The following is a 15,976-nucleotide window of genomic DNA, read 5'->3' as shown; positions in this document are numbered from 1 at the left end:
AAGGGCGGCAATTCTTCGCTAAACCGCGATAGCGGTGCGCCGGAGGAAACCAGGACAAGTGAGACTTGCGCCTGATGCCTATCCTGTTTTCAAAGGGTCCCCAAATGGGCACTTCTACAAAAGAACGCTCCGTGCGATCTGATCGCCCGGCGTCTATTCATCGTTTTTATTCCGACCGCTCCTGGATCGAAGGCACAGCCGAAGACCAGCTTGAGCAGGTGGCCGCAATGCGTGGCGTGATCAATATTGCCGCATTCCCGGATCTGCATCCGGGCAAATACGGCCCTGTCGGCAGCGCAATACTGGCCGACCGGATCTATCCGCAGTTGATCGGCAACGACATTGGCTGCGGAATGAGCCTGTTTGTGCTCGATTTGCCGTTTCGCAAGCTGCGTCTGGACAAGGCGGCACAAAAACTCCGCACGCTTGAAGGCAGTTGGTCCGGCGACGGTGCAGCTCGCCTGAACGCCCTGGATCTGCCCGAAACCTTGCATGTTCAGGCCCTTGGCACAATCGGTGGCGGAAACCACTTCTGCGAATTGCAGGTTGTTGACGCCAGCACCGAAAACTCAGCGCTTGAAATGTCCGGGCTCAAGAAAGGAGATCTGGCGCTTCTGGTTCACTCAGGTTCACGCTCTCTTGGCACGGCTGTATTCAGCACCGTGCTCGACCGATTTGCCGGGCTGGACCCTGACAGCGCTGAAGGTCAAGCCTATTGGCAGAACCACTGTCAGGCCACTCGTTGGGCCAGTCTGAACCGGACGCTCATCGCAGAACGGGCTGCCGACGCACTGCGCTGCGGACTGAAACCGGTCACGGACGCACCACACAACATGATTGAATTTCGGGACGGCGCAATTCTGCATCGCAAAGGAGCTGCAAAGGCCGATGTTCCCTTGGTTCCATTGGCTGGCTCCAGGGACGCCTTGAGCTATCTGCTTGTCGCCACGCGTGGCAATCCGGATGCACTTGGTTGTCTGGCTCACGGATCCGGGCGGAAATACGATCGTCGATCCATGATGGGCCGAGCGGGCGCAACACGGTCCGAGCAAAACGAGCTTGCACGGACCTCATTTGGCGGCCTGGTTGTTTGCGAAGACAGGCAGCTTCTGATCGAGGAAGCACCGAATGCCTACAAAGATCCGACACGTGTTCTGAACGAGCTTGTCGACGCGGGGCTTGCAAAGAACGTAGCTTCTCTCAAACCGCTTCTGACCTTCAAGAAAGCGGCTAAACAAGAGCAATCAACTGCGCGTCAGGACAAGAAACGCCGTTTGCAGGATAGAAGGAGCAGACGATGACCACTGATTCACAAAGCAGATTGCTGGTCACAAGCGGAGACGGCCCGCGCGAATGCAGGAGAGCCGTGACTCACATTCTTCGCCGGATCCAAATGGAAGCAAATAAGGCCGGCATTCGGTTTCGTGCGGAACTTGCGGATGAAACAAACGACAAGGATCCAAGCTCTGCTCTCGTCACCTTGACCGGAGCGGGGTCCGGAACACTTTCCATGAGCTGGACCGGTACCGTTCAATGGACCTGCAAAAGCCCGTTTCGCCCTCATCATAAACGGCAAAACTGGTTTATCGGCGTCTTTGCAGTCGGAACCGCAACACGACCCGTGCCCGACCTTGAGGCTTCGGCGCTAAAAACGGAAACGTTTCGCTCGGGCGGACCTGGCGGCCAACACCAGAACACAACCGACAGCGGTGTCCGGATCACACACTTGCCGACCGGCCTCACCGCTACATCGACAGATGAACGCTCTCAGCACAGAAACCGGCAAGTTGCTCTGGAGAGGCTGAAGTCAAAGCTCTTTCTCAAACGGGAAGAAGGTCTTGCGCGGGAAAAATCCGCCCAAAACCAGCTCCATAAACAGCTGGAACGGGGCAATCCGCTCAGAGTGTTCAAAGGTGAACGGTTTACCGAACTCCGCTGAAACAAGAAGGACAGTCATGCGGCCGTTGGTGCTCCGTCGGCGACAGGAAGGCAAATGCCGACTAAACAATGCTGCTCTGTGCGGCGTATGGCTTGTTCAGGTCAGAATTTGTTGAACAAGCCATCTCGACTACCGCCATCCAAGCTCTCAATCCCAGCAACTTTCAAGCTTCTTTTATTAAAGTTTTCGATATTTAGGGTATTTTGAACAATAACTTGAAGGAAGAAAAACTAAAGGTAATCTTCAGCAACTACCAAAGACATCGAGAGACATTCCAATGCCTTTTACTAAGCTGGGTACGTTAATCGCTGGAGTTGTATTTTTCCTTGGATGCATTCAAATAGCAGTTGCTGCAGGGGTTGCAATGGGAGCTATTGTTGAGCCGCGTCCTGGCCTGTTTCTCGGACAGGCAACCACGGAACAGGCAATAGATAGCGGCATCATGAAAATCCTCGCGGCTGTTGCATTCGGTGTCATCACCGAAATCAGTCGATCAGTAGAAAAGAAGTAGTGCCGCACCGGACTGCGTGCAGGAAACTGTGCACCTGGTCTATGTGGCCTGACCATTGGTGTTAGTGGCAACACGTTGAAACGTGCCGTCCGCTCCGGCTTGACTGCTGAAAATCGCAAAGCAGCCTAAAGCAGGCACAATCACAAGTGTTTCGTGATCAACGCATGCCGCGGGTGAAAAACTGAGTACGCATTTTCAACATACTAAAACTGACACTTTTCCGAATAATTTAAATAGATTTCAAGGAAAATTCGCTGAACAATTAACAATACTCCTTTTTACTAATAATTTACCCAAGGTAAAATACAAGTTGATTTGTTAATAGGCACGATTTTATCTTGCATATTGAGTGAATGAAGTCTTCTTGCCAAACGGCATTCGACATGAGGTCCAGGCGAAATGCTGAGTTTTTTGAAATGCGGTGCAAATAACTTGCATCTTTCCAGAATTTCAGCTGTTGCCGCCATTCTCGCAAGCATGATGCTACCAATGTCTGCTCAGTCGGCAAACGCCGAAACTGACAAGCTGGTTATCACAGGATTTCAGGCACCTCCCTACCTCTATTCTGGCGAAGACGGACAGGCCTCGGGGCTCTTGGTCGACCTGCTTCGAAGTGCGTCCGAGACTTCCGGTGTTGGCGTTGAGTTCGCAGTGACCAATTGGCCCCGCGCCCAGCTCGCAACACAACAAGGACGTGCGGACCTCATATTCCCTGTCGTTCATACGACCGAGCGTGAAGAGTGGCTTGTCTATCCGCACAAACCCATTGTCCAGTTCGAAATGGCGATTTTTGCCCGCAAGGATTCCGGCCTTGCATTCACTGGAAACGCCACAGATCTTCACGGTCTGACAATCGGAAAAATCGCAAAGGGTCGAATGCACCCCAATTTCCGTACTCTTGAAGAAAGCGGCAAGGCAAGGATTGAACAGCGAGACACCGTCGTACAGCTGTTGATGGCCACACATCACGGCCGCATCGATGCTTTTGTGGCGCCGCGCATCATGACACTTTGGACAGCCGACCGTATTGGCATGACAACTGTTTCTCCGTTCGAAGATCCGGTCGGAGTGGCCAACATCTATCTCGCTTTTTCAAAAAAGAGCCCGAAAAGGTTGCAGTGGGACCGCCTGCGCCAGAACCTTCCTTCTCTGAATAGCAAAATCGACCTTTTCTTGGCCTCCCTTCTACAGTGAAGTGCTGCGGTCCGTGAAACAGTTGGGAAGCTGGGTTGTGCCCAGGTGATTGCCTGAAAGCTTGGCTGGATCACTGCTCTCCACACTCATGAGTTTATTCATATTGTAAAAATTACGTATTCTCGTGCAGGGATTTAATGTTCACGCGGGAAATACCTTTCGACGGAAAAAATAACACTGTTAGTTTCCTGGTAATCCTTGTGAATAAATCTGGGCGCAACAACTCTAAATTGCTAGTGTCGATACTATTCCCGATATTGCTGAAGATCGCGGTATCGACAATCCCAGGTGGAAGCCAAATTGCCTGTGTCAAGAAAGCCCGGAAAAAACAAAGGCAAGGCCCAATCCAGCCTCACGCCTGACGAAACGACCTCCCCCACCTCAGGCACAATACCGCTGCGTTCGGAATTGAGTGTGGTTGTTTTCGGGATCAATACAGCCGGACCAACGCACGCTCAGCTGACCGATGCGACCCATGAGATGCTTTTCGCAAAGCTGGGATCCATCTGCGCGGCCACCGCTTCCGAATTCGGCGGTAAACTTGTCAATTTGCCTAGCGGACAGAAGGTTCTTGTGTTCGGTGTTCCGGTTCTGAAGGAACTGGACGCTGAACGCGCCGTGCTCGCGGCACAGAAGATCCTCAGAATTTTCAAAAACGACGGCAGCACCTTCCAGGTGCAACTGCGCTGCGGAATTGCCAGTGGTGTCGGCTTCGTTGTCCCAAGCGACGGGCCCAGCCTGTCGCCGCAGGATGTGTCGGGCAAAGTCTTCGATGAAGCTTCGCTTCTGGAAAAAAACGCGTGCGGCAATACCTTGCTTGTTTCCGGGAACACCCGCTCGCTGTTCCGCAGCAATTTCGAATACAGGCAAGTGCAACTTTCAGACGGTGCAGGTATTGCCTATGAGGTCCTGCAAAGCATTGCTCCGCCTTCAACCACCTTGCCGAATGCGCGTGACAAAACCCTCTCCGCCTTTGCTGGAAGAACGAACGAGCTGAAATCACTGCGCCTCAATTGGAGCGCAGTGAAAGACAAAAAGCCCCAGTTGATCCTGATCGAAGGCGACCCGGGCATCGGCAAGTCCCGCCTGATTCACACTTTTTTGCAAAAAGCGGGATCCGACCAGGCTCTTGTTCTGAATTTCAGCGGTTCGGTGCATCACAGGCGAACACCGTTTTTTCCGGTCGCTCAAGGCCTCTACAGTTTCTTGGGCCTCAAAGGACTACAGAGCCCGAGTCTGATCGGCAGCGTGATCCAAACGCTTCTTGTGGACCTCAAGCTCGACACGCCGCGTAACAATGCAAACCTGCGAGCGATCCTGAAAAGCGGTGGGCTCGACAGTCACCCGCCGCGGGAGAAAATTTCGGCCGAAGCGCCGCTGCAGACACTAAAAGACTGTTTTTGTCAGTTGTCTCTGATCCACCCTGTCGTTCTGGTCTTTGAAGATGCGCACTGGATGGACAGCAGCTCGCTTGAGTTGATCGCATATTTGGCAGACACACTCACAAAGGACCGTATTCTCACTCTTGTCAGCACACGCCCGGATCCAGGTGCGAGCGAGCTCGCCGATCTTGCCGACAGAACGTGCCGGATGCAGCAACTGACGCGGGAGCAAACCCGCTTTCTTGCCAGTCAATTGAGACCACGCGATATGACCGACGCTCACTTTGAGCATGTCATTCGGAAATCAGACGGTATTCCGCTCTTTCTGGAAGAGCTGATGAATATTGCTATTGATCGTGGCGGCGACTTTTTTGAAGAACGCAGGGAAACGCTTATCCCCGCTTCGTTGCGAGAGACCCTGGCGGCGCGAATCTCGCACCTGGGCAATGACAAAGAGCTGCTATTGATGGCATCGGCCATCGGCGGAAAGTTCGACCAGAAACTTTTGACAGATATCGCTGGTCTCCCTGGAAAAACGGTCAAGAAACATCTTTCTGTCTTTCAAAAATCAGGTTTGATTTTTCCTTCAGAAGAAGAAGAGCATCAATACGAATTTAAGCACGGACTTGTTCAGGATCTGGCTTACCAGTCTATTGGGCCAAAGGTGCGAAAGGAGTTTCACGCCAGAATCGCCTCGGCCCTCACCCGTGACCCGGAGAACCAGCCCGAGGTGGCTGCCGAAGTTATCGCGCACCACTTTGAACAAGCTGGAAACGTCGCTGCGTCGTTGGACTATCTTGAAATTGCAGGCCTGCAGGCCGTTCGGCTTGCAGCGCACAAAGACGCTGGAAAACACTTCAAAAAGGCGCTTGAACTCGCGCGCGGGATCGAAGGCCATCAAAAGCGCGACAACACAATCAGCCGCTTTCTGCTGTTGCTGGGACCGCAGATGATCACCAATCACGGATTTGCATCCGAAGAGGTTCAGGAAGTTTATTCCAAGGCCCGTATGCTCAAGAGGCCTCAAGACAGATCCTCGGAAAACCTACAGATGATCTGGGGCCTTTGGGGCGCCCATATGGTCAGGGCCGATATCTCATTTGCACTGGAACTTAGCGCTGATTTCCTGGAAATCGCACTTCAGCTCCAGACAGCGCTCGAGCTTGCCGCGGGTCACTATATGACTGGCGTCGGTGCGTTTTATGTAGGAGATCTGAAAGGTTCCGAGCGCGCCTTTCTGGCGGCCGTGTCAGATGCCGAGCGTGCAGACTTTGAAGACATGGTCACCAATTACAGCCTTGATCTCGGAATTTTGGCCAGATCCTATCTGTGCTGGTGCTATGCCCTGACCAATCAGCCGGGAAAAATGCAGACGGTTTCTGATGAACTTGAACGGTTGGCCTCAGACTCTGATCATGCATTCTGTCAGGCATTCTCAAGTTGCTTTCTGGCAACCGCCAACAATTTTTGCGGCAAGAGTGAAGCTGCCCAACGGCACGCCCTCAAAGCAATGGAACTATGCGGGAACCAGGATTTTGCTCAGCAGGCAGCTCAGGCGGCAATCAACCTTGGACGCGCCAGATTCAAGTCTGGCGACACCAGCGCATTGCCGCTCATGGAAAAGGGGCTTGAAGATTATCTCTCGACCGGTGCAATCCTTGCGCGACCCTATGCGGAAGCCTGGATCGCGGAAGCTCTTCTTCAGAAGAACGATGCCAAGGGAGCGCTGATCAGGCTCAACGATGTGAAGCGATTTACGGATACGACCGGAGAAGCTTATTTCGATGCGGAACTGACGCGGCTTTCAGCCGTTGCCACCGCCAAATTGCATTCAGCAGAGCATCCGCAGGTTCGAAAGCTCCTTGAAGCATCGGTTTCCATGGCAAAGCAGACCGGCGCAGAGCTGCATCTGAACACCGCAACCGCCCTTTTGCAGGCCCAACCTGCTCTGAAAAATCCCGACAAAATCTGAGATTGCAGGCCAGTCACGGTTTTTAAACCAATAAGTGCAAGAGTGCCCGAATGCATTCTATGAGGGAGCGCGTCTTTCCACACCCATGGAAGGGGCCCGGAAGACGCCAGGAATTCTGACGGGGCAAGCAAATGCTGAAAGAGATTGGCACACAAAGCGGTCTGCATATCGGCGGAGAGCCGATTGAGGATATCGGTCAGCTTCAGAGCGATCTGACCGGCCTGATAAAAAAAGAAGAAAGGCACCTTCTTCAGAGCGACCTGACGGGCGAAATTCTGACGGCGACGCTTGCGTCATCCCAACCTGTCGCCTTCGACGATCTGCAACACTTTTGGGAAAACATCCTGTTTCGTCTGGGTGCGATCTCGGCAATGACGTCTTTGACAGCTGGTGTCTTTGACGGCGACTATTACGATCCGACGCTTGGCCCGGAGCCAAGGCTGGGAACGAGCGGAGCCACCAGAGTTTCTCAATACTGGCAATTCCTGGATCCCGGTAAAAACGAAGCTGCCTGGCAGCAGACGGACGGCTTCAAACCTGCCGAAGTGGTCAAGCCAGTTGACGGCCATTCCCTGCCCTTTCGCGGCGAGTGTGCCGGCGCATTTCAATTGACCGTTTTCTGGGGCCTTTTGGACGGTCTCGGCTCTCGAACCTTTACCAAACTTGCCGCCCAGTTTGGCTCCATGCTGGTGGGTCCCTGGACCGACAACCCGGCAACCGATTTCATGGCTCAGAATGGCTCTCTGCAGGATCCGCCGATCCCGGGCGACTATATGTATTTCAAGAACAAGGACGATTACCTGAAGTGGGCGCCGAATGGTTTCTGGCAAGGCCTGAATGCCATGTATATGGGCAAAGACAGTCTCGGCACACGGCACTATTCTGGAATGGGCGCCAGCTGGCTGAGCGAACAAAACCTGCGGAGCTCCCTGGTAAACGCCTACTATCACGATTGTTATCCGCACATAGTCGCTTGCCCGAACGAAGAGGTCCGGTTCACGATCCGCCGCCTTTTGCAGGTACCCTCCAGCTTTAAAAAGGCTGTCACCATACCCCAAAAAGGCATCACACAGCCAAGTGGATCAGCGCCAACTGTCGCGACGTTGCAGGCAAATGGTTATCGCTCGCTGGCGGCAAGCGTCTTTGAAAACCCACGGACAACACTGGAAGAATGCGCAACTCTCTTCGGCTTTGCCTTGGGTGATGTGCATCAACATATCGGATCCGGTCTGGAGAACCCGCCTTCGCGCGTCCGTGTGCCGGGAGCGACGATCATCATCGATTATCATGACCCGAAGGACTCTCGTCATGATCCGAAGTCAATTGTCGAAGTGACCATTACACTTGAAAAGAACCGCTGATACGCCCGAGGCCTGACAGCTTCTGGCCAACGTGCACGGCCTGCTCCCCTCCCACCCGGCAGGCCGTGCACATTTTTCAGGTCCAACCTTCATGATTTCGGGCCGCGCTGTCTTCCTAAAAGAAGAAAAGCGAAAGCGCTACGAGCACTCCGAAAAGTGTTATCGGATAAAGCAGGGTAAGACCGGCTGCGCTCGAATAACCCCCTGGCAATTTTTCAAGTGTCTGAAAGAAAATCTGCCCCTGAAGCGCAATGCCGACAGCCATTCCCAATTGCTGAAAGGCTTGAAGCACACCTGATCCCGCCCCAGCATCCGCACCTGACACGCGCGAGAGAACCCGCTGAAATAGTGCCGGTATCAGAACACCTGTGCCCAATCCAACTGCAAACAACGGAAGACCCAGCCAAAAACCATTTGAGGCGGCCACGCCGTTATTGGCAATCAGCCAAAGCACGGTAACACCCGCCAGAACGAAACTTGCCCCAGTCAGGATGCGCAACTCCTGTACTCTTGTTCCCAACCGTCCTGTGAGTGTTGAGGCCAGCATCACGCCCAAGGGGTGCGGTGCCAGTGTCAGACCGGCAGAAAGCGGTGTCAGTCCAAGACCGCTCTGAAGATAGATCGACAACACGAAAAACAATCCGGCGAGCGCGGAAAAACATATCGAGACATACGCCACGCCCAGGACGAAAGACCGGTCCCGGCAAAGCGAAACCGGCAACAACTCCGGCAGACCTCGCTCAAAATTGCTCACTTGCTGACGATAAAAGAGGACGCTTCCCTCCAGTCCCAGGGCCATTAAGCCAAAACACCAGAACGGCCACCCGAACTGACGGCCCTCGACAAGAGGAAAGAGCACCAGCGTGACAGCCAGAAGAAAGAGCACCGTTCCACTCCAGTCTGGCGCAAGACGCGTACCGGTCTGAAGGGACGGAAGAAATCTGAGAGCACCAAAAATTGAAATGAGGCCAATCGGAAGGTTCATCAGGAATATGGGCCGCCAACTAAGATCAAACACGTCCAAGGTGACGATAAGGCCGCCCACAAGTGGCCCCGCAACAGCCCCAAGCGCAGAAATAGAGCCGAACAGTCCAATCGCCTTTCCTTTTTCCGTGTCATTGAAGATCACATGCACAATGGCAAGGATCTGCGGCACCATGGCAGCCGCGCAAAGCCCCTGAACAGCCCGGCTTATGATCAGAAATTGCGTGTCCGGAGCCACTCCGCAAGCAAGCGAACTGCCTGTGAAACCTGCAACGCCGCAAAGGAAAACCTTGTCACGGCCAACAACGTCTCCGAACCGGCCAAACGGTAAGAGCCCGGCGGCAAAGGTCAGAATGTAAACGACGACGATCCATTCAAGTTGGGTGTCGGTGGCATTGAATTCTGCACGGATCACAGGAAGCGCCAGATTGACGACCGTCATGTCAAGAATGTTCATGAACATGGCCAGATACAGCGCGTAAACCGCCAGCCAACGGTTGCTTCGCCGTGCATTGGTGCTTGCAAGCGACATGGTTTTTAACTCCGAAAAAGGGATCATATTTCGTTACTTAATAAGTTGCGTGAAATCATTCGTCAATCTCATGTGCTTTTTATTGTCACATGATCGTTCGCAAGTTAGGCTTTCGAAAAAGGGAACGTCATGCGAACCGACAGCCGCCTGCCGCGCGTCTTGCACGTGCTTTTGCATCTGGAACAGACTGATGAACCGGTAACATCGGAAGCGATCAGCCGGATGCTCAACACCAATCCATCACTCGTCCGGCGCACCATGGCCGGATTGCGTGAAGCAGGTTTCGTCAACTCCACCAAGGGCCATGGCGGCGGCTGGGTGCTGACAAAGAGTTTGGAGAAAATCACCTTAGCGGACGTTTATTCAGCCTTGGGCTCACCCCAACTGTTTGCCGTTGGCCGATCCAACGACGCCCCCTCCTGCCTTTTGGAACGCTCGGCAAACGAGGCTACTTCAAAGGCGCTTCAGGCAGCACAACAAGCCTTTCAACAGCAACTTGGCAGTGTCGCCGTTGCCGATCTCGTTCGTCCGCATGCGGAAAAAATCCGAAACTACCAAAGGGAAGCCAAATTGATCGATTAATTCTTGGAAACCGGAACAGACCCGAAATTAATCAGGAGATGGCAAAGAACCTGTATTCACGGCATTTTTCGTTATGCCGCCTTGCTGCAATCACGACTATTGTATACAAGCGCACACAATAGAATTCCGGTACAACTCATAACATTGAGATTGCCTGCTTCTGACATTCATTTTTCACAGAACAGCGAGGCCGAGCACCCATGGCAAAAATCAAAGTCGACAATCCCGTCGTTGAGCTCGATGGCGATGAAATGACCCGCATCATCTGGGCCTTCATCAAGGACAAGCTGATCCATCCCTATCTCGACATTGATCTTCTTAACTACGATCTTTCGATCCAGAAGCGCGACGAGACCGATGACCAGATCACCGTCGATGCGGCCAATGCCATCAAGGAGCATGGGGTCGGCATCAAATGCGCCACCATTACGCCGGACGAGGCACGGGTTGAGGAATTTGACCTCAAACGCATGTACCGTTCGCCCAACGGCACCATCCGCAACATCCTGGGTGGGGTGATTTTCCGCGAACCGATCATCATGCAGAATGTTCCGCGCCTAGTCCCCGGCTGGACGCAGCCGATCATCGTCGGACGTCACGCATTTGGCGATCAGTATCGTGCAACAGATTTCCGCTTTCCCGGCAAGGGCAAGTTGACCATCACCTTCACGGGAGAAGATGGCGAGGTGATCGAGCACGAGGTCTATGATGCTCCCTCCTCCGGCGTTGCAATGGCCATGTACAATCTTGACGACAGCATCCGGGACTTCGCGCGTGCGTCCATGAACTATGCACTTCAGCGCAAGGTGCCGTGCTACCTCTCCACCAAAAACACCATCCTCAAAGCGTATGACGGCCAATTCAAGGATCTCTTTGAGGAAATCTATGAGGCTGAGTTCAAGGATAAATTCGCCGATGCAGGTATCTGGTATGAGCATCGACTGATCGACGATATGGTCGCCAGTGCACTGAAGTGGTCGGGCGGGTATGTCTGGGCCTGCAAAAACTATGACGGCGACGTGCAGTCCGACACAGTTGCCCAAGGGTTCGGGTCGCTCGGCCTGATGACCTCCGTTCTCATGACCCCGGACGGCAAAACAGTGGAAGCAGAAGCAGCCCACGGCACCGTGACCCGTCACTACCGGCAGCACCAGCAGGGTGAAAGCACGTCAACCAATTCAATCGCGTCGATCTTTGCCTGGACGCGCGGCCTTGCTCATCGGGCCAAATTGGACGGCAACGACAAGCTCGCCCGTTTCGCCAAGACACTGGAAGGTGTGTGCATCAAAACGGTAGAGTCGGGCTATATGACCAAGGATCTGGCGCTGTTGGTCGGTCCGGATCAGGGCTGGATGACCACAACGGGTTTCCTCGACAAGATTGATGAGAACCTCGCCCGGGCCATGAGCGAACGTTGACCTGACAGGCACATGAGCCACATACACCGGCCACCACCCCGCCACTTAAGGCTGAAGGGCGGAGGCCGGAGCCCCACCGGTGAGTGTCAGTTCAGGGGAAGAGGCTCGGTTTCGGTGGTACAATGACATCCGCAACAAACGATTGCGCATCGTCCGGAATTTTGGTGGCGTGAGCCGCAACACCAGCTTGCACGGCCCCGACCTCAAGGCCAAACACTTCAGCAAAATGTGCACGTGATCCTTCGACCGACAACGTGGTACCGTCGTCGCCAACCACCCGAAATCCAAGTGCTTCCAGGGCTTTGCGTGCCTCCCCAACCGTTTCCGCCGGCAGTCTGTAACGCTCGATTGTCGCTGCAGTCAGTGATTCCGTCGCATCGAGTATCGATGAGCCGTCGCTTTGTTTCAAAACGACTTGCGCACCGAAAATCTCGGTCTCATCTGCCATCGGCCAGGCCCCTTAAATTTCTGCCGCGAGAACAACTGGACATGCGCTTGTCAGCGCATGTCCATTCTTGGTCGAATTGTCGCCAGCTTTAGCGTGAACGCAAGGTATCAATCATGTCACTGATGAATTCCTTGGAGAATTCCGGCATCGCGCCGGAGGACACCATTGCCAGCTGCTGTTCCTTGGTACCGCTGAAGAAGGTGGCCGCAACGTCCCCCATCGTATTGATATAAGCCCATTTGGCATCCGCAAGTCCGGACCCCGTTGCAAGGTCTGGTCCGTTGGTCGCCGTATGTCCCATTTGGGTTGTGCCCTTCTTCACGTCCCTTGCGCTTTTCTTCAGTTTGTCTTTGACCTCAGCCGGGGTCAGGGTCGGATCCTTTTCAAGCATAAGCGCGCAGATGCCCGCGATTTGAGGACAGGCTGCCGAAGTTCCCGAGAAAAGGCCCCAACCGTCTGAGTTTGATCCTGTCGACGGCGCAATGCCATCCAGCGAGGCACTGGCCTGTACCGGCAGCATCAGGCTCGGTGCCTTCGCACCTCCGATGTTCACGCTCTTGCCTGTCAATCCGCAAAGATCCGGTACCTGGCGTCCCGGGTACCAGGAGGAATTGAAGCTGGACGCATAGCTGGAGGCTTCCAGATCGTTCTCGTCGGGAAGGTTTACATGAACTCCACCGACCGAGATCACATCCGGGTGGCTGCCTGGAAAACCGTAGTGCCCATTGCCGGCCGAGAAACAAACCACGACACCCTGGGACACAGCATTGGCAACAGCTGCTTCCAATGGCTTCAGCCAATTGGGAATGGAGGAGCCTGGCGTGTCGGCGCTGTAGCCCCAACTGTTGGTCAGGATCTGGGGTTTGGGATTGGCGTTGAGCGCTGTGTTGATGGCACCGACGGTGTCGTTGCCCATCTTAATCATGCGCAAGCGGCAATCTGGTGCACAGGCAAACACATTCGCACTTTCGCCTGTGCCGTGCCCATTGGCATCGTCTGCCGGGTCGCTCGCACCGGGTGCCAGCAGTGTCGACAGAAGGCGGTACCCGCGGGAGCTGAAAAAAGCGTGCCGGTAGTGACCGGTATCCAGCATACCGACGACGACATTTTTGCCTGTCACGCCCAGCCGATGAACGCGGGAAGCCCGGAGCACGACGCCCACACCGTCAGGCACCATCATGTAGGGATAGGCGTTGGCATGAACCGAGGCGAGCGGTGGGATCGGATGAGGCGCAAAATAGGTTGGCGGCCTCGCAATGACCGCCCCCTCGATCAGTTGCTTGAATTCGTCTGGCGCATTCATCAGCGCTTCGGACGGATCTTCACTCGTCGCCATGAACTCGATCGTGGTATCCGGCCTGATCTCCGTCTTCTGCTTGGTCAGTTTCGCTCCGAAAAACTCCTTGAAGAGTTTCGCCGTTCCACCGATTGAAATCGTGGTGTCGCTCGACGCTTCCTCAAATACGTGAAAGCCGGCTCGGCTCAAGGCTCGTTTTGAATCCCTGATGTCCGAAGGGTCGGAATTGAACTGCTGCACGTTGTCGCTGGTAATAGCTTCCTCTGCGTCAAATAAAGATATCGGCCCAAGCGAACGCGGAGACACAGTAGCGACAACTTCATATTCGTTATTACTCATAATAAACTCCATAAAAAGGTCATTATTTACATTAAAAATACCACCTGAACGCGACGGAACAGGAGAGGCAACTAAGAATACTAGCAGACAATTTTACTTTAGATAACGAATAAAAATATTTATATAGAAGTAAAACTTCGAGCAAATTACTGCTGAACTAAATATTATACAATTGTTACACAACGCAGATACACGCATTGGTAAAATATATTCTGATAAATTTTTAATGAAAACAAAAAATTATTTATGCCCAGCGCGATATTAGTAACAAAAACACAACCAATTCAATCAAAAAATTCGCAAAAGCAAAAATGCTCTTTACAAGAGGCAAAAGGCCTTTCCCAAAAAAAGTGCGTTGAATTTGATTATTTCCAACAAATAGGAGCTGTCGAAAGACTTCATTTGCATTTCTATCAACGAGCTGATGACAACCAGCCATGCCTCGGCAGAGGCGGATAGCCGCTCGCTGCTACCAAACCGCGGAAAATGCCTTCCGAACTGATTGCCCCCTGCCTTCACCTGTCTGCAAATGCACCGAAGAAAACGCGTCTCTCAGGTCGGAAAGCGCCGCGGAGACAACCCTGCTTGAAACCATTCGACAAAGCTGACCATAGACCAGACCGGCAGCCCAGTTGCCTTGGCAATATCTTCTGCGTATGGGCACATATTGGTACATTCAAGAACAATACCGCCAAGGTCCGGATGTGCCTCCTTCAGGGTCAACGCGGCCTGCACGTTATCCTCGCGTGCCGCCTCAACATTCAAGGTGAGTTCATTATCAAGGATTACGCGCGAGAACTCGCTCAATCCCTCTGTGGTACCGACTGGTGTCTCAGCGGGCACACCGGCGGCGTCCAGATGGGCCTGTGTGAGGGTAGAACCGGAGATCGTCAGGACACCGGCACGTTTGCCAGCAGGCATAAGTCGATTGACCATGGAAACCTGTTGCAGGGATGAGGTGACAACAGGAACCGGAACGGCTTGTGAAAGTTCTTCCTGAACAAGAGAAAGAAAACCGCAATTCGTGGTGATACCGTCCACACCGTCGGCAACAAGTTCACGCGCTGCGTCAACAAAGGCATCGACAAGCCCACTTGCCTGCTGCCGGACCACGCGGTCGGGCGATGCGCCGCGCACCACCTTATAAAGGACAGGAAACGGCCAGCTTTGCGCGTTGCCCATATCTCCCGGGATACGCGGAAAGCGCGCCTCGAGCATCAAGATGCCAACGGATGCTCCATAGACAGTCTTGCCACCTGCCGCGATCATGCCGCGTCCTCCGATTTCAGGATGTGTCCGGTAAGTGCGCCGGTGCGGTCCAGGTAGATGTTCGAAATCCCTTTGCTAACAGCATCATTTATCTGATCCATTCGCAGGGAAATATGATCGCGCATCGCTGTCGTTGCCGCATCGGCATCACGGGCAATAAGGGCACTCATGACACTGCGGTGTCCTGCCTTTGTGGTTTTGAGCCTGCTCTCATCAAGCTGGACCCATCGCAGATAGCGGATCTTCTCATTCACAGCTTGTAGCTGAGCAGCCAGCAGCGGATTTCCCGACAGCTCCGCAATCTTCACATGAAACGCTTCGTCGCGCTCACACGCCTCGGCGACGGTGAGCCCGGCCACCTTGAGCCCCTCGGCGCTCAACCAGTCCGCCAACGCCATGAGGTCGGCGTCGCTTGCCCGCTCGCAGGCGCGTTCGACTGTCGCCACCTCCAGTGCTTCGCGCAGATCATATAGGTCATGCACTCCTTCCGCATCGAGCTTCCGGCAGAAGAACCCCTCACCCGGTCGCGCATCGATCAATCCTTCGGCGACGAGACGGTTAAGCGCCTCACGCAGCGGGGTCCGTGACACGCCAAGATCCTTGGACAAGGCACTTTCGTTCAATCGGTCGCCGGGGCGCAGGGCAAAGCCCACAACCATCGACTTGATCTGATCATAGGTCTCCGACATGGCATCCTTTGTCTTCGGTCAGGCTTTGTCTTCGGTCAGAGCAGTTCGGCTCGACAAGA

The 15,976-nt window shown here is 53.9% G+C and carries 13 protein-coding genes; 8 read left to right on the top strand and 5 right to left on the bottom strand.

All coding sequences use genetic code 11. The features are described from left to right. Window positions 1–131 precede the first annotated feature (131 nt). The 6 genes from ACZ1HV_RS26115 to ACZ1HV_RS26090 all read left to right on the top strand — a co-directional run bounded on the left by ACZ1HV_RS26115 (window position 132) and on the right by ACZ1HV_RS26090 (window position 8,359). Window positions 132–1,301 (top strand): RNA ligase RtcB family protein, encoded by a 1,170-nt coding sequence (locus ACZ1HV_RS26115; RefSeq protein WP_472716771.1) that lies wholly within the window; start codon window positions 132–134, stop codon window positions 1,299–1,301. Continuing rightward, window positions 1,298–1,939, top strand: coding sequence for a peptide chain release factor H (gene prfH, locus ACZ1HV_RS26110; protein WP_472716770.1), 642 nt, complete (start codon window positions 1,298–1,300; stop codon window positions 1,937–1,939). Before ACZ1HV_RS26115 ends, prfH begins: the two co-directional genes overlap by 4 nt. 364 nt (window positions 1,940–2,303) lie before the next feature. Further along, a complete protein-coding gene (locus tag ACZ1HV_RS26105) occupies window positions 2,304–2,450 on the top strand; it encodes a hypothetical protein (protein ID WP_173005971.1) in 147 nt (48 codons plus the stop codon). Window positions 2,451–2,939: 489 nt separating this feature from the next. Beyond that, entirely contained in the window at window positions 2,940–3,644 is a 705-nt protein-coding gene (locus tag ACZ1HV_RS26100; protein ID WP_472716769.1) for a substrate-binding periplasmic protein, read from the top strand. A gap of 306 nt (window positions 3,645–3,950) precedes the next feature. Beyond that, window positions 3,951–6,998 (top strand): AAA family ATPase, encoded by a 3,048-nt coding sequence (locus ACZ1HV_RS26095; protein WP_472718502.1) that lies wholly within the window; start codon window positions 3,951–3,953, stop codon window positions 6,996–6,998. 131 nt (window positions 6,999–7,129) lie between these two features. Beyond that, window positions 7,130–8,359, top strand: a complete 1,230-nt coding sequence (locus ACZ1HV_RS26090; RefSeq protein WP_472716768.1) for a hypothetical protein — start codon at window positions 7,130–7,132, stop codon at window positions 8,357–8,359. A 115-nt stretch (window positions 8,360–8,474) separates the two neighbouring features. On the opposite strand, the gene ACZ1HV_RS26085 is transcribed toward ACZ1HV_RS26090, so the two are convergent. Further along, window positions 8,475–9,875, bottom strand: coding sequence for an MFS transporter (locus ACZ1HV_RS26085; RefSeq protein ID WP_472716767.1), 1,401 nt, complete (start codon window positions 9,873–9,875; stop codon window positions 8,475–8,477). A 129-nt stretch (window positions 9,876–10,004) separates the two neighbouring features. On the opposite strand from ACZ1HV_RS26085, the gene ACZ1HV_RS26080 reads away from it, so the two are divergent. Then, window positions 10,005–10,457 (top strand): RrF2 family transcriptional regulator, encoded by a 453-nt coding sequence (locus tag ACZ1HV_RS26080; RefSeq protein ID WP_298821850.1) that lies wholly within the window; start codon window positions 10,005–10,007, stop codon window positions 10,455–10,457. A 200-nt stretch (window positions 10,458–10,657) separates the two neighbouring features. After that, a complete protein-coding gene (locus tag ACZ1HV_RS26075) occupies window positions 10,658–11,875 on the top strand; it encodes an NADP-dependent isocitrate dehydrogenase (protein WP_472716766.1) in 1,218 nt (405 codons plus the stop codon). Window positions 11,876–11,966: 91 nt separating this feature from the next. Here ACZ1HV_RS26075 and ACZ1HV_RS26070 read toward each other — a convergent pair whose 3' ends face one another. The 4 genes from ACZ1HV_RS26070 to ACZ1HV_RS26055 all read right to left on the bottom strand — a co-directional run bounded on the left by ACZ1HV_RS26070 (window position 11,967) and on the right by ACZ1HV_RS26055 (window position 15,917). Further along, on the bottom strand, window positions 11,967–12,323 hold the full coding sequence (locus ACZ1HV_RS26070) for a hypothetical protein (protein WP_472716765.1): 357 nt from the start codon (window positions 12,321–12,323) through the stop codon (window positions 11,967–11,969). Between the two features lie 88 nt (window positions 12,324–12,411). Then, window positions 12,412–13,959 carry a S8 family serine peptidase gene (locus tag ACZ1HV_RS26065; protein ID WP_298959971.1) on the bottom strand — a complete coding sequence of 516 codons (1,548 nt, stop codon included), beginning with the start codon at window positions 13,957–13,959 and terminating at the stop codon, window positions 12,412–12,414. 552 nt (window positions 13,960–14,511) lie between these two features. Continuing rightward, complete coding sequence (locus ACZ1HV_RS26060; RefSeq protein WP_472716764.1) at window positions 14,512–15,228, bottom strand: aspartate/glutamate racemase family protein; 717 nt, start codon at window positions 15,226–15,228, stop codon at window positions 14,512–14,514. Next, on the bottom strand, window positions 15,225–15,917 hold the full coding sequence (locus ACZ1HV_RS26055; protein ID WP_472716763.1) for a GntR family transcriptional regulator: 693 nt from the start codon (window positions 15,915–15,917) through the stop codon (window positions 15,225–15,227). Before ACZ1HV_RS26055 ends, ACZ1HV_RS26060 begins: the two co-directional genes overlap by 4 nt. Window positions 15,918–15,976: the final 59 nt, after the last annotated feature.

The sequence above is a fragment of the Roseibium sp. JB4-4 genome (genome assembly GCF_055693425.1).
Note: the sequence above shows the minus strand (reverse complement) of the source record. Positions and strands in the feature narration are given on the sequence as shown.

Bases quoted from the DNA above. Each gene is read 5' to 3' on its own strand.
- prfH (WP_472716770.1), top strand. From the start codon at position 1,298: ATGACCACTGATTCACAAAGCAGATTGCTGGTCACAAGCGGAGACGGC.
- ACZ1HV_RS26105 (WP_173005971.1), top strand. From the start codon at position 2,304: ATGGGAGCTATTGTTGAGCCGCGTCCTGGCCTGTTTCTCGGACAGGCA.
- ACZ1HV_RS26100 (WP_472716769.1), top strand. From the start codon at position 2,940: ATGTCTGCTCAGTCGGCAAACGCCGAAACTGACAAGCTGGTTATCACA.
- ACZ1HV_RS26090 (WP_472716768.1), top strand. From the start codon at position 7,130: ATGCTGAAAGAGATTGGCACACAAAGCGGTCTGCATATCGGCGGAGAG.
- ACZ1HV_RS26085 (WP_472716767.1), bottom strand. From the start codon at position 9,875: ATGTCGCTTGCAAGCACCAATGCACGGCGAAGCAACCGTTGGCTGGCG.
- ACZ1HV_RS26080 (WP_298821850.1), top strand. From the start codon at position 10,005: ATGCGAACCGACAGCCGCCTGCCGCGCGTCTTGCACGTGCTTTTGCAT.
- ACZ1HV_RS26075 (WP_472716766.1), top strand. From the start codon at position 10,658: ATGGCAAAAATCAAAGTCGACAATCCCGTCGTTGAGCTCGATGGCGAT.
- ACZ1HV_RS26070 (WP_472716765.1), bottom strand. From the start codon at position 12,323: ATGGCAGATGAGACCGAGATTTTCGGTGCGCAAGTCGTTTTGAAACAA.
- ACZ1HV_RS26065 (WP_298959971.1), bottom strand. From the start codon at position 13,959: ATGAGTAATAACGAATATGAAGTTGTCGCTACTGTGTCTCCGCGTTCG.
- ACZ1HV_RS26060 (WP_472716764.1), bottom strand. From the start codon at position 15,228: ATGATCGCGGCAGGTGGCAAGACTGTCTATGGAGCATCCGTTGGCATC.
- ACZ1HV_RS26055 (WP_472716763.1), bottom strand. From the start codon at position 15,917: ATGTCGGAGACCTATGATCAGATCAAGTCGATGGTTGTGGGCTTTGCC.